Source organism: Mesorhizobium sp. 131-2-1 (assembly GCF_016756535.1).
Classification (GTDB): domain Bacteria; phylum Pseudomonadota; class Alphaproteobacteria; order Rhizobiales; family Rhizobiaceae; genus Mesorhizobium.
Map to the genome: position 1 here is coordinate 5,378,132 of NZ_AP023247.1, position 13,243 is coordinate 5,391,374.

13 protein-coding genes and 1 riboswitch are annotated in these 13,243 nt (G+C 65.4%); of the genes, 6 read left to right on the top strand and 7 right to left on the bottom strand.

Features of this window, described 5'->3' with window-relative positions:
* Nucleotides 1-14: 14 nt before the first annotated feature.
* The 3 genes from JG743_RS26175 to JG743_RS26185 all read right to left on the bottom strand — a co-directional run bounded on the left by JG743_RS26175 (nucleotide 15) and on the right by JG743_RS26185 (nucleotide 3,676).
* Complete coding sequence (locus JG743_RS26175; RefSeq protein WP_202294112.1) at nucleotides 15-1,067, bottom strand: substrate-binding domain-containing protein; 1,053 nt, start codon at nucleotides 1,065-1,067, stop codon at nucleotides 15-17.
* Between the two features lie 35 nt (nucleotides 1,068-1,102).
* Nucleotides 1,103-2,098 carry an ABC transporter permease gene (locus tag JG743_RS26180; RefSeq protein ID WP_202294115.1) on the bottom strand — a complete coding sequence of 332 codons (996 nt, stop codon included), beginning with the start codon at nucleotides 2,096-2,098 and terminating at the stop codon, nucleotides 1,103-1,105.
* Nucleotides 2,099-2,164: 66 nt separating this feature from the next.
* Entirely contained in the window at nucleotides 2,165-3,676 is a 1,512-nt protein-coding gene (locus tag JG743_RS26185) for a sugar ABC transporter ATP-binding protein (RefSeq protein ID WP_202294118.1), read from the bottom strand.
* 137 nt (nucleotides 3,677-3,813) lie between these two features.
* Here JG743_RS26185 and mtnK point away from each other — a divergent pair, with 137 nt between their 5' ends.
* The 5 genes from mtnK (at nucleotide 3,814) to dhaL (ending at nucleotide 8,838) form a co-directional block, all read left to right on the top strand.
* Nucleotides 3,814-5,085, top strand: coding sequence for an S-methyl-5-thioribose kinase (mtnK, locus tag JG743_RS26190; RefSeq protein ID WP_202294121.1), 1,272 nt, complete (start codon nucleotides 3,814-3,816; stop codon nucleotides 5,083-5,085).
* Entirely contained in the window at nucleotides 5,082-6,176 is a 1,095-nt protein-coding gene (gene mtnA, locus JG743_RS26195; protein ID WP_202294124.1) for an S-methyl-5-thioribose-1-phosphate isomerase, read from the top strand. The genes mtnK and mtnA overlap by 4 nt, the downstream gene beginning before the upstream one ends.
* Before the next feature lie 235 nt (nucleotides 6,177-6,411).
* Nucleotides 6,412-6,556: riboswitch (FMN riboswitch) on the top strand.
* 78 nt (nucleotides 6,557-6,634) lie between these two features.
* Nucleotides 6,635-7,108: a 6,7-dimethyl-8-ribityllumazine synthase gene (locus JG743_RS26200; RefSeq protein WP_202294127.1), complete on the top strand. Its 474-nt coding sequence runs from the start codon at nucleotides 6,635-6,637 to the stop codon at nucleotides 7,106-7,108.
* 67 nt (nucleotides 7,109-7,175) lie between these two features.
* Nucleotides 7,176-8,189: a dihydroxyacetone kinase subunit DhaK gene (locus JG743_RS26205; protein WP_202294130.1), complete on the top strand. Its 1,014-nt coding sequence runs from the start codon at nucleotides 7,176-7,178 to the stop codon at nucleotides 8,187-8,189.
* A gap of 10 nt (nucleotides 8,190-8,199) precedes the next feature.
* On the top strand, nucleotides 8,200-8,838 hold the full coding sequence (dhaL, locus tag JG743_RS26210) for a dihydroxyacetone kinase subunit DhaL (RefSeq protein WP_202294133.1): 639 nt from the start codon (nucleotides 8,200-8,202) through the stop codon (nucleotides 8,836-8,838).
* Here dhaL and derI read toward each other — a convergent pair.
* The 3 genes from derI to JG743_RS26225 are packed head-to-tail and all read right to left on the bottom strand — an operon-like array spanning nucleotide 8,835 to nucleotide 10,846.
* Nucleotides 8,835-9,275: a D-erythrulose-4-phosphate isomerase gene (gene derI / locus JG743_RS26215; RefSeq protein ID WP_202294136.1), complete on the bottom strand. Its 441-nt coding sequence runs from the start codon at nucleotides 9,273-9,275 to the stop codon at nucleotides 8,835-8,837. The two genes, dhaL and derI, sit on opposite strands and share 4 nt — an antisense overlap.
* 28 nt (nucleotides 9,276-9,303) lie before the next feature.
* Nucleotides 9,304-10,062 (bottom strand): triose-phosphate isomerase, encoded by a 759-nt coding sequence (locus tag JG743_RS26220; protein WP_202294139.1) that lies wholly within the window; start codon nucleotides 10,060-10,062, stop codon nucleotides 9,304-9,306.
* 13 nt (nucleotides 10,063-10,075) lie between these two features.
* Nucleotides 10,076-10,846, bottom strand: coding sequence for a DeoR/GlpR family DNA-binding transcription regulator (locus JG743_RS26225; protein WP_202294142.1), 771 nt, complete (start codon nucleotides 10,844-10,846; stop codon nucleotides 10,076-10,078).
* A 268-nt stretch (nucleotides 10,847-11,114) separates the two neighbouring features.
* Here JG743_RS26225 and fba point away from each other — a divergent pair, with 268 nt between their 5' ends.
* Complete coding sequence (fba, locus tag JG743_RS26230; protein WP_202294145.1) at nucleotides 11,115-12,179, top strand: class II fructose-bisphosphate aldolase; 1,065 nt, start codon at nucleotides 11,115-11,117, stop codon at nucleotides 12,177-12,179.
* Between the two features lie 54 nt (nucleotides 12,180-12,233).
* Here the strand turns inward: fba and JG743_RS26235 are convergent, their stop codons facing one another.
* Nucleotides 12,234-13,169, bottom strand: a complete 936-nt coding sequence (locus JG743_RS26235; RefSeq protein WP_202294149.1) for a sugar phosphate isomerase/epimerase family protein — start codon at nucleotides 13,167-13,169, stop codon at nucleotides 12,234-12,236.
* Nucleotides 13,170-13,243: the final 74 nt, after the last annotated feature.

A 13,243-nucleotide genomic window follows, 5' to 3' on the forward strand; every position in this document is an offset into this window, starting at 1 on the left:
CCGATAGGCCGAGGTCACTTGGCGTTCGGGTTCGGCATCCAGGCGGGCATCGCGACATCGGCATGGGCGAACTGCGGCAGCTTGGCCGACAGGTCCTCCATGTTCTTGATATCCTTGTCGACAAGCTCCTTCTGGGTGATCAGCGTCGGCGGCACGATGACGTTGTGGCCGGGATCCTCGCCGGCCAATAGCTGCGCCAGCGCGCGCACCGAGACCTGGCCGACGACGGCCGGGTTGGTGGCGGCGGTGGCGGCCCAGGCGCTGTCCGGCTCGCGCATCGCGGAGATGTCCGAGGTCGAGATGTCGGCCGAATAGATCTTGATGTCCTTGTTCAGCCCCGCCTCGTCGACCGCGATCTTCACGCCCTTGGCGAACTCGTCATAGGGCGCGAACATCACCTTGATATCGGGATGGGCCGACAGCACCGAACGCGCCTGGTTGGCGACGGAGTTGGCGATCGGGTTGTCGAGCGTGCCGAACATGGCGACCTCGCTGATGCCCGAATGCTTCTTCTTGACGTCGACCCAGGTCTCGTTGCGGCGGTCGAGCGGCGCGATGCCGGCGACATAGACATAGCCGGCCTTCCAGCTGTCGCCATTATCCGTGACCGCCTGCTCCAGCGCCAGCCGCGCAAGGTCGCGGTCGGACTGCTCGATCTGCGGGATCTTCGGGTTCTCGACATTGACGTCGAAGGCGACGACCTTGATGCCGGCGTCGACCGCGCGCTGGGCTGCGTCCTTCATCGATTCCGTCAGGCCGTGCTGGATGATGATGCCCTGAACGCCGAGCGCGATGGCCTGGTCGACCATGTCGGCCTGAAGGGCCGCGTCCTGGCGGCTGTCGAGCACGCGCAGGTCGACGCCGAGCGCCTTGGCCTGCGCTTCGACGCCGGAGAGATAGGCCTGGAAGAAGTCGCCGGTCGACAGATAGCGCACCAGCGCGATCTTGACGCCAGGCTTGTCCAAGGGCGCCGGCTTGTCGGCGGCAAGCGCCGGGGCCTGCATCAGCATCGTGGCGCCGGCAAGCCCTAGCGCCATTTTTCCTAGAAGTCTTCTTGTGATGTTCATGTCGTTTTCCTCCACTGTTTTGACCGGTCGAAATCCTATTTCCTGCCCCTGCCGGAAAGGGCGAAGGTGAAGACAAGGGCGACGACGAGAACCCCGCCCTTGACGAAATCCTGCGTGTAGTAGGGCGCGTTCATCATCGTCAGGCCCTGCAGCAGCACGCCGACGAACACGGCGCCGACGGCCGTGCCGAAGGCGTTGGGCTTGGCCGCGCCAAGCACCGCGTAGCCGATGAGGGCTGCCGCCACCGCGTCGAGCAGCAGATTGTTGCCGGAGGCGATGTCGCCGCGGCCGAGCCGGGCGGCGAGCAGGATGCCGCCGATCGAGGCAAAGACGCCCGAAATGACATAGGCCCAGATCTTGTAGGCCTTGACCGGCGCGCCGGCGAGCTCGGCGGCGCGCTCGTTGCTGCCGACCGCATACATCATGCGGCCAAAGCGCGTGTATTCGAGGAAGAACCAGATCAGCAGCGCCAGCACGATCAGCACCACGACCGACACCGGAACGAGGTTGGGCACGAAGAAATCGAAGCGATGGCGGCCGAGCGCCAGGAAGGCCTCGCCGAACTTGCCGTTGGCGACCGAGCCGTCGGGCATGGTCATGCCGGTGGCGATCGAGCGGCCTTCGGTCGGGATGCGCTGCAGGCCGACGAGCAGGAACATCATGCCGAGCGTGGCGAGCAGGTCCGGCACCCGCATGTAGACGATCAGCCAGCCATTGATCAGCCCGACGACGGCGCCGATGAGCAGGCAGACGACGACCGCGACGACAGCGTTCTGCTCCAGCACCACCATGACATAGGCGGCCGCCATCATGGCGCTGGTGGCGACCGAGCCGATCGACAGGTCGAAGCCGCCGACGACCAAAGTGGCGGTGACGCCAAGCGCCAGCACGCCGGTGATGGCGACCGACTGGAAGATGAAGACCGCGCTCTGCGGAGAGACGAAGCCGTCGGCGGCGACCGCGAAATAGGCGATCAGGCCGAACAGAAGGACGATGAAGCCGTAGCGGATGGCATGGTCACGCACCATCATGCAGCGCACTCCGGCGCTGTCGCCGTGTCAGTCCAACTCATGCCCGCTCCATTCCTGTCCATGCTCTCACGCCGCGCTGTGCAGCGGGCCGCCGGCCACTTCGGCAAGCAGCCGCTCGAGATCGATGTCTTCGTTCCTATGCTCGCCGACGATCGTCTGTTCCGACATCACCAGGATGCGGTCGGCCGTCTCGAGCGCCTCGTCGAGCTCGGTGACGAAGAGCAGCGTGGCGCGGCCGTCGGCGCTGGCCCGAAGCTTGGCGGCGATGTCGCGGCGAGCCGAGATGTCGACGCCCTGGAAGGGTTCGTCGAGGATGAAGAGCCTGGCCGGCTGCGACATCCAGCGGCCGACCATCACCTTCTGCTGGTTGCCGCCGGAGAGTGCGCCCATCTCGTCCTTCTCGGAGCGGCAGACGATGGCGAGTTCCTCGATCTGGCGACGGGCGGCGGCGCGTTCGATGCGGCGCTTGAGAACACCAAGGCCGGACATGCGCTTGAGGAACGGCAGGCTGACGTTGCGCTCGATGTTGAAGTCGCCGACGATGCCGCTGGTGGCGCGGTCCTTGGCGACAAGGAATACGCCGGCGGCAATCGCCTCGCCGGCCGACGACGGGGCGTATGGCCTGCCGTCCATGGTCATGGCGCCGGACAGTGGCCGGCGCACGCCGAACAAGGTCTCAGCCAACGCCGTCTTGCCGACGCCGACGAGCCCGGTGACGGCGACGACCTCGCCGGCGCCAAGCGTCAGCGAGAACGGCCGCGCGCCAGGCGCCAGCCGCAGCCCGTCGACGGTCAGAACCGGGTGCGCCGAATTCCTGGCGACGACACGGTCGAGATGGATCTTGCGGCCGAGCATGGCGTTGACCGCGCCCTCGTAGTCGAGCGGCTTGTTGTCGAACACGCCACTCACCACGCCGTCGCGCATCGAGACGATGCGGTCGGCGAGGCGGCGGATGTCGGACATGCGGTGCGAGATGTAGAGGATCGCCACGCCTTGTTCGCGCAGCCTGTCGATCAGCTGGAACAGCCGGTCGGCCTCGGCACTGGACAGCGACGAGGTCGGCTCGTCGAGGATCAGCACTTTCGGCCGGTGCGCCATGGCCCGAGCTATCGCCACCATCTGGCGGTCGGCCAGCGACAGGTCGCTGACGCGGGCCTTGAGGTCGATGGCGAGCCCCATGCGATCGGCGACCACCTTGGCCTCGCGGCGCACCCGGCCCGGATTGAAGAACGTCGGCACGCCGCTGCCGCTCAAGCGGTCCAGCGTCAGGTTGGTGGCGACGTCGAGGTCGGCGACGACGCCGTCATTGATATTCTGATGCACGGTGACGACACCGGCGCGGATCGCCTCGGCCGGCGTGTTCGGCGCGAAGTCCTGGCCGGCGAGCTGCATCGTGCCGCCACCGCGCTCGTAGACGCCGCTGATGATCTTGACCAGGGTGGATTTGCCGGCGCCGTTGGCGCCCATCAGCACGGTGACTTCGCCCGCATGCAGTTCGAGCGAGATGCCGCCAAGCACCTCGATATGGCCAAAGGATTTCCTTAAGCCGTCCACGCGGAACACGGCATCAGTGCCCATTCATTCCTCCCTGACCCTGACGCTATGGGCTAGATCGGCAATTGTCAACACGATTGACAATTGCCAGCATGCTTCCTAGCTTGGCCCCGCCGCCATGGCTCCTCTATGATTTGAGCATCTGAGCGGGAGAGGTGAGGATGACTGGGAAATTGCCCTTCGAAGCACTATCGGTCGAAACGCTGCCGGCGCGCCTCGGCGCCAACGAGGCCGTCACCGCGCAGATCGGCAAGGACACCCGAAGCTGGAGGGTGCGCGAGGTCGGCGACGGCAATCTGAACCTGGTGTTCATCGTCGAGGGCGACAAAGGCGCGGTCGTCGTCAAGCAGGCCCTGCCCTATGTGCGGCTGGTCGGCGACAGCTGGCCGCTGCCGTTGAAGCGCTCCTTCTTCGAGTATCACGCGCTGACGAGGCAGCAGGCGCGGGCGCCGGGTTCGGTGCCGGCGATCCACCATTTCGACGAAAGCCAGGCGCTGATCGTCATGGAGTACCTGTCGCCGCACATCATCCTCAGGCGCGCGCTGATCGAGGGCCGGCAGCTGCCGAACATTGCGCGCGACATCGGCCTGTTCATGGCCCGCACCCTGTTCCGCGGCTCCGACCTGTCGATGGTGACGCGGGAGCGCAAGGCGGACCTGGCGCTGTTTGCCGACAATGTCGAGCTTTGCGACATCACCGAGAACCTGGTGTTCACCGACCCCTATTTCGACGCCAAGATGAACCGTCACACCAGCCCGCAGCTCGATGGGCTGGTCGCCGAATTGCGCGCCGACCGCGACCTCAAGGTCGAGGCGCAGCGGCTGAAGCATCTGTTCGCCGCCAACGCCGAAACGCTGTTGCATGGCGACCTGCATTCGGGCTCGATCATGGTCACCGACAAAGAAACCCGGATGATCGATCCCGAGTTCGCCTTCTACGGCCCGGTCGCCTTCGACGTCGGCATGCTGCTCGCCAATTTCTGGATGGCCTTCTTCTCGCAGCGCGGCCATGAGGAGAAGGGCAAGCGCGACGCCATGCGCACCTATCTGCTCGAGGTCACCACCGAGACCTGGGCGGTGTTCCGCGCCGAGTTCTCGCAGCTGTGGCGCACCGAGCGCACCGGTATGCTCTATCACAAAAGCCTGTTCGAGGATCAGGGCGACAGGCTGGGCGCCGAGCAGGCGCTCGACCACATGCTGCATGAAATCTGGACCGACCTGCTCGGCTTTGCCGGCATCGAGGTGCACCGTCGCATCCTCGGCCTCGCCCACAATGCCGACTTCGAGACCATTGCCGATCAGGACCTGCGCGCCACATGCGAGGCGAAGGCGCTGAAGTTCGGCCGTCACATCGCCGTCAACCGGCGCCAGATCCACAGCATCGACGAGGTCAACGCTCTGGCCGCGCTGATCGAACAGGAGAACGGGATTTGAACGTCGGCGACCGCCATTACCGGACCATCTGGCTGAGCGATGACGGCCGCTCCGTCGAGATCATCGACCAGCGTTGGCTGCCGCATGAGTTCCGCGTCGAGAGGATCGGCACGGTTGCCGGCGTCGCCACCGCGATCCGCGACATGTGGGTGCGCGGCGCGCCGCTGATCGGCGTCACCGCCGCCTATGGCGCCGCCATCCAGATGGCGGACGATCCGTCGGACGCGGCGCTCGACGCGGTCTGGGAAACATTGCACAAGACGCGGCCGACGGCGATCAACCTGCGTTGGGCGCTCGACGAGATGCGGCGCTTCCTTCGGCCGCTGCCGCCCGAACAGCGCGCCAAGGCCGCCTACCGGCGCGCCGCCGAGATCGCCGATGAGGATGTCGGGCTGAACCGCGCCATCGGCGAGAACGGGCTTGCCATCATCAAGCAAATCGCGGCGCGCAAGCAGCCGGGCGAGACGGTCAACATCCTGACCCACTGCAATGCCGGCTGGCTGGCCACCGTCGACTACGGCACCGCCACCGCGCCGATCTATCTCGCCACCGAGGCCGGCATTCCCGTCCATATCTATGTCGACGAGACGCGGCCGCGCAACCAGGGCGCCCAGCTGACCGCCTGGGAGATGGCCGGCCACGGCGTGCCGCACACGCTGATCGTCGACAATGCCGGCGGACACCTGATGCAGCGCGGCCAGGTCGACATGGTGATCGTCGGCACCGACCGCACCACCGCCGACGGCGACGTCTGCAACAAGATCGGCACCTATCTCAAGGCGCTCGCCGCGGCCGACAACGACGTGCCGTTCTACGTCGCGCTGCCCTCGCCGACCATCGACTGGACAGTGGGCGACGGGCTTGCCGAGATCCCGATCGAGGAGCGCTCCGGCGACGAGGTGTCGCTGGTCTGGGGCAAGAACGCCAAGGGCGAGATCACCCAGGTGCGGGTCTCGCCGGAAGCAACGCCGGCGGCAAACCCCGCCTTCGACGTGACGCCGGCGCGGCTGGTCACCGGCCTGATCACCGAACGCGGCGTCGCCAAGGCCTCGCGCGAGGGCCTGAAGGCGATGTTCCCCGAACGCGGGTGAAGGCTGATCTCCCCCTGCGCTTCGTCATCCTCGGGCTTGACCCGAGGATCCATGCCGCGACGGTCGCCGAAGGGTGCAACGGAGCAGAATTCTTAACCGTTACAATGCCTTAGCGTCACGGCATGGATCCTAGGGTCTGCGCGCGTCGCTTCGCTCCTTGCTTCGCCCTAGGATGACGACCGAGATGTGATCGCCAATTGACAGAGCCGCAGCGTCCTTCCATAAGAACCGCCGTCAATGTTCTCAGGGCGGGGTGAAAGTCCCCACCGGCGGTAAGGGTCTCGACCCAAGCCCGCGAGCGCCTTCCGGTGACAGAAGGGTCAGCAGATCCGGTGCGATTCCGGAGCCGACGGTCACAGTCCGGATGGAAGAGAACGAACGGAAGGACGGGCCGCTCGCGCGGGCCGGGTTTTCGTATCGTGCGTCCTGATTCTGGTTCGAAACGGAAGGATGGACCCATGAATCAGCATTCCCCAAAAGACTATGAAATCGTTCGCGTCGCCGTCATTCGGGCGCGCTGGCATGCCGACATCGTCGACCAGTGCGTGACGGCGTTCGAGGCGGAGCTTGCCGTTCTCGGCGGCGGCCGCTTCGCGGTCGACGTCTTCGACGTGCCCGGTGCCTACGAGATCCCGCTGCATGCCAAGACCTTGGTCGAGACCGGCCGTTACGCCGCGATCCTCGGCGCCGCCTTCGTCGTGAATGGCGGCATCTACCGGCACGATTTTGTCGCCGGCGCCGTCCTCGAGGGCATGATGACCGTGCAGTTGGCGACCGGCGTGCCGGTGCTGTCGGCGGTGCTCACGCCGCATAATTTTCACGACAGCGCCGAGCATCACCGCTTCTTCTTCGAGCACTTCCAGGTCAAGGGCAAGGAAGCGGCCAATGCCTGCGTGCATATCCTTGCAGCGCGTGAAAAGATCGCGGCGTGAAGCGCCGTTGCTGGGTGGAAATCCCGGTAACAGCCTGTAATATCCCGGAAAAACCGAAGTCGGGAGGATGCCGGTGCAGACCAAGAAGATCATCAACGACGGCAACCGTTCCGTCGACGAGATGCTGGAAGGGATACTCGCCGCGCATCCTCGCCACCTCAGAAGCGTGGACGGCAGCCCACGCTCGATCATCGCCCGTGACGGGCCGCGGCCAGGCAAGGTTGGGCTCGTCATCGGCGGCGGCTCGGGCCACGAGCCGACCTTTCTAGGCTTCGTCGGTAAGGGGCTGGCGGACGCCGCGGCCATCGGCAACGTCTTTGCCTCGCCGCCGCCGGACCCGATCCTCGAATGCGCCAAGGCAGTGAGTGGCGGCGCCGGCGTGTTGTTCATGTACGGCAACTATGCCGGCGACGTGATGAATTTCGACATGGCGGCCGAGATGGCGGCGATGGACGACATCGAGGTGCGCACGGTGCTGACCACCGACGACGTGGCCTCGGCGCCGCGCGACCAGCGGCAGAAGCGGCGCGGCGTCGCCGGCAACTTCTTCATCTTCAAGGCGGCGGGCGCGGCCTGCGACCGCATGCTCTCCTTCGACGAGGTCGAGCGGGTCGCCCGCAAGGCCAACGACCACACCTTCACCATGGGCGTGGCGCTGTCGCCCTGCTCGCTGCCGCAGACACGGCGGCCGAATTTCGAGATCGGCGCGGACGAGATGGAGATCGGCATGGGCATCCATGGCGAGCCGGGCATCGCGCGCGGCAAGCTCAAGACCGCCGACGAGATCACCGACGAGATGCTGGACAAGATCCTCGCCGAGATGGCGCCGTCGCGCGGCGACAAGGTCGCCGTGCTGGTCAACTCGCTCGGCTCGACGCCGTTGATGGAGCTCTACATCATGAACCGGCGAGTCAAGCAGCGGCTCGACGACATCGGCGTTTCGGTGCATGCGACCTGGGTCGGCAATTACTGCACCTCGCTCGAAATGGCCGGCGCCTCGGTGACGCTGGAGCATCTCGACGGCGAGTTGCAGACCTTGCTCGACCACCCTTGCGACTGCGCCATGTTCCGCGCCGGCTGAGGAACTCTCCATGACCGCCATCGGAACGGCAGAGCTGAAAAAAATGTTCGACGCCATCGCCGCGGCGATCGAGGCCGACAAGGACCGGCTCTGCCGGCTCGATGGCGTCATCGGCGACGCCGATCACGGCATTGCCATGGCACTCGGCTTCGGGGCGGTGCGCGATGCGCTGGCGGCGCTCGACCTTTCTGCGATCGAGCCGACGGCGCTGCTCAACACCGCGGCGAAATCCTTCCTCAATGCCGTCGGCGCCTCGTCGGGCCCGCTCTACGCGACCGCCTTCATGCGCGCCGCCGCCGCTGTCAAAGGCAAGGCGACGCTGGCGGCCGACGATGTGGTCGCCATGGTCCAGGCGATGGCGCAAGGCATCAAGGATCGCGGCAAGGCCGAGATCGGCGAAAAGACGATGATCGATGCCTGGCAACCGGCGGCCGAGGCGGCGGCCGCCGCGCATGCCGCCGGCCAAAGCCTGGCTGAGAGCCTGCAGGCCGCGCTGACCGCCGCCGAGCGCGGTGCGGAAGCGACCAAGGACATGATCGCGGCCAAGGGCCGCTCCTCGCGGCTCGGCGAGCGCTCGCTCGGCCATATCGATCCGGGTGCTGCCTCGGCCGTCACCGTCATCGCAGCTATCCGGAAAAGCCTGGGTTAGCCCTTCGCCGCGTCGAGCCTGTTGATCGCCTGGACGTTGCCGGCCGACGGACCCTTGTCGTCGAACTCCGAGGCGAGCCAGGTATCGACGATCGCCTTGGCCAGTTCCGGACCGATCACGCGGGCGCCCATGGTGATGATCTGGGCGTTGTTGGATTTCGCCGCGCGCTCGGCCGAATAGGTGTCGTGGGTGAGCGCGGCGCGGATGCCCGGCACCTTGTTGGCCGAGATCGAAACGCCGATGCCTGTGCCGCAGAACAGGATGCCGCGATCGTTTTCGCCGTCGACGATCGTCTGCGCAAGTTTCTGCGACAGGTCGGCATAGTAGCCGGCCTGGCTGAGGTCGCTGACGGTAAGGCCGGATTTGGTGGCGAGGTGGGCGGCGATAACGTCGAGCAGCGGCTTGCCGGCGCTGTCGGCTCCAATGGCTATTCTCATGGTCGTGTCCTTTCCTGGTCGAATGGTTTCAGATCGCCGCCGAGGCGCGCTGGAGGATGTCGATGTAGCCTTCCGCCTGCCAGGCGGAGCGGCCGATGAAGAGACCGTCGATGTTTGGCTGGCCGACCAGCTCGGCGGCATTGCCGGGGTTGACGCTGCCGCCATAGAGCACCGGCGGCACCGAAGGCAGCAGGCCGCCGGCGACCTTTTTGATCAGCGCCTGCTGTCTGTCGGCATAGTCGGAGCTGGCCGGAATGCCCTTGTCGCCGATCGCCCAGACCGGCTCATAGGCGAACAGGACTTTTGCTCCCCTCGCCTCGCCTTCGAGGAATTGCAGCGCGCCTTCGACCTGCGCGGTCAAAACGGCATCGGCCTTGCCGCTCTCGCGCTCGGCCAGTGTCTCGCCGACGCAGATCAGCGGGATTAGGCCGTGCTTCACCGCCGCCGCAGTCTTCAGACCTACAGTGTGGTCGGTCTCGCCGAAATGCTCGCGCCGCTCGCTGTGGCCGAGCTCGACCAGATCGAGGCCGCAATCGCCGAGCATCAGCGGCGAGATCTCGCCGGTCCAGGCGCCGGCATCGGCCCAATGCATGTTCTGGGCGCCGACCTTGATGCGCGTCGACGCCAACACCTGCTTGACCTCGCGCACCGCCGTGAAAGGCGGGATGACGAAGGGCTGGATGCGCCCGTCGAACCCCGGCACGAAGCCGGCAAGCACCTGGGCGAAGTCGAGCGCCTCGCCAAGCGTCTTGTTCATCTTCCAGCTTGTACCGACCCAGTAGACCACGCGTAGCGCTCCCTTATTCCTTGCCGTCGACAACCGTCAGTGAGACTCCGGCGACCTCCAGCGCATCACGCACGGGCTGGCTGAGCTCGCTGCCGGTGAAGACCGTGTCGAACGCCCTGAGGTCGGTGAGGAAATGCAGCGCCGTGCGGCCGAACTTGCCGTGATCGACCAGCAGGTATTTGCGCCCGGCCGCCGCCATCATCAGGCGCTTGGTCTGCACCACCTCCTCGTCCTGGTGGAAGGCCGAGGCGCCGTGAATGGCTGAAGACGACAGGAAGGCGACGTCGGCGCGCAGCGATTTCAGCGTCTCCTCGGCAAGCAGGCCGAAGAAGCCGTGGAACTTCTTGCTGTACTGGCCGCCAAGCGCGATCAGCGTGATGCCGGCGACACCGGCAAGGTCCTGGATGACGGCAAGATTGTTGGAGATGACCGTCAGAGGGCGAAGGTCGGCGAGGTGCCCGGCGATGCCGCCAGCCGTCGAGCCGTCGTCGATGATCACCGTCTGGCCGGGCTCGATCATAGCGACGGCGGCGGCGGCAAGACGTCGCTTTTCGTCGATCGCCTGTTTCTGCCGATAGCGGAAATCGCTCTCGAACAGGCCGCTCGGCTGGATCGAGGCGCCGCCGCGCACCTTCCGCAGGAAGCCGCTCTCCTCCAGTTCGTCGAGGTCGCGATGCACGGTCATCTTGGAAACGCCGAAGCGCGCGGCGAGATCCTCGACGGAGGCCGTGCCGGCCTCCATCAGGAAATCCATGACGCCTTGCCGGCGGCTGTCGCTCTTCATAGCGCAATCTCTCCGCGATCCTGGCGTGCTTTGATCCCCTGTCGATATATAGCAACCGATGTCGCATTCATACCAAAATATCTGTGATAATGTGACAATCTCGTGGGATTTTCTTTCGCTGGAGATTGCCGCCCTGTAACAAGAATTGCTCCCTGCGACGCGCCGGACTGTTGCGGTCCGGCGGGATTCCGGCCAGAAGCATCGACGGGCTGGACGACGGTCGAACAGCCAGCAACCGAATTCGAAACCAGTTACGGGAGACTATTGGGTGGCTCGCATCACACTGAGACAATTGCTCGACCATGCCGCCGAACACGGCTATGGCGTGCCGGCCTTCAACATGAACAACATGGAGCAGGGCCTCGCCATCATGGAGGCGGCCGAGGAGACCAAGTCGCCAGTCATCCTGCAGGCCAGCCGCGGCGCACGCGCCTACGCCAATGACGTGGTGCTGGCCAAGCTGATCGACGCGCTGGTCGAAATCCACCCCGACATCCCGGTCTGCATGCATCTCGACCACGGCAACAATGAAGCGACCTGCGTCACCGCGATCCAGTACGGCTTCACCTCGGTGATGATGGACGGCTCGCTGAAGGAGGACGGCAAATCGCCGGCCGACTACGCCTACAATTCCGGCATCACGCGGCGCGTCGTCGACATGGCGCATTGGGGCGGCGTCTCGGTCGAAGGCGAGATCGGCGTGCTCGGCTCGCTTGAGAGCGGCGGCGGCGAGCAGGAAGACGGCCACGGCGTCGAAGGCGCGCTCAGCCACGACCAGCTTTTGACCGACCCGGAACAGGCTGTGCAGTTCGTCAAGGACACGCATGTCGACGCGCTGGCGGTGGCGATGGGCACCAGCCACGGCGCCTACAAATTCTCGCGCAAGCCGGACGGCGCGGTGCTGGCCATGAACGTGATCGAGGAGATACACCGCCGCCTGCCGAACATGCATCTGGTCATGCACGGCTCGTCGTCGGTGCCTGAGGATCTGCAGGAGATCATCAACAAGTATGGCGGCCAGATGAAGCCGACCTGGGGCGTTCCCGTCGAGGAGATTCAGCGCGGCATCAAGCACGGCGTGCGCAAGATCAACATCGACACCGACAACCGCATGGCGCTGACCGGCGCGATCCGCAAGGTGCTGACCGAGAACCCGTCGGAGTTTGATCCGCGCAAATATCTGACGCCGGCGATGGCGGCGATGAGGAAGCTCTGCAAGCAGCGCTTCGAGGAGTTCGGCACCGCCGGCAATGCGCAGAAGATCAAGCCACTGCCGGTCTCGGAAATGGCCAAGCGCTACAAGTCTGGCAGCCTCGACCCGAAGTTCGGCTGAGTTCTGTCCTGACCGATTCAAAAGGGGGCGTGAGCCGCAGCGGCTCGCGCCCTTTTACTTTGCCCTCAGATCCGCCCTGCCTGCATCGATGAACGGCGCCCAGTAGTCGACCGATTCACGGATCATGGCGACGACCTGGTGATCGACCGGCTCGCGCTCGCGGAACGACAGTTCCAGGCAGATCTCGTTGTCGGTGCCGCCGCCACGCCGCACCGTCTCCAGGAATTTCTCCGGCGTGATGCGGCCATCCTTGTTGTAGGCGGCGGTAAAAGGCCAGTGGCCGCCCTTGTTCATCGACGACTGCTTGATGTGGATGATCGGCGATTGCCTCGGGAAGGCCTCGGCCCAGGCATAGGGATCGATGTCGGCCGGGTTGCTCGACGTGACGTCGCCATGGTCGATGTCGACCATCATCTTCAGCGGGATGGCGAGGCCAGCGGCTTCGATCTCCTCATGCAGCGCCCGGCAGCTTTCAATGGTATGGCCGAATTCGCGGCCGACTGACATCGGCTCCCAGAACAGATAGCTCAGCCCGGCCGCCTTGGCATGCTCGGCGACCTCGCGCCAGCACTCCATCGCGATGTCGAGCAGCCGGGCGCGGCGCTCGGGATCGTCGTAGTCCCGGTGGGTGAAGATGGCGAACTGCGTGCCCATGCCGCTGGCGCCGAGTTCGGCCGAGATGTCGGCGAAGGTCTTGAACCAGTCGACATAGTAGCGGCGCACATCGGCGTCGGGATGACCGAAATGGTTCAGCCGCCCGTAAGGGCCGGTCATGCCCGAGGTGACGCGCACGCCGGTGCGAGCAAGCGCGGCCTGGAACAGGCGGACGAATTTCGCGATGGTCGCAGCCGGCCAGCCGGGATTGACGAACTCATGCGTGAGCTGAACGTCCCTGATGCCGATGCCATAGGCGATCGCATCGATCAGATCGTCCGGATCAGCGAAGCGGTTGACCAGCGGATTGGTGTTGAGGGAAAGCGTGAAGGCCAAATCGAGACTCCCGTTCAGGCTGGCCTGACGACATCGCGCCCGACGCGGTGATCCAGCTCGCTGATGCCGGGTGC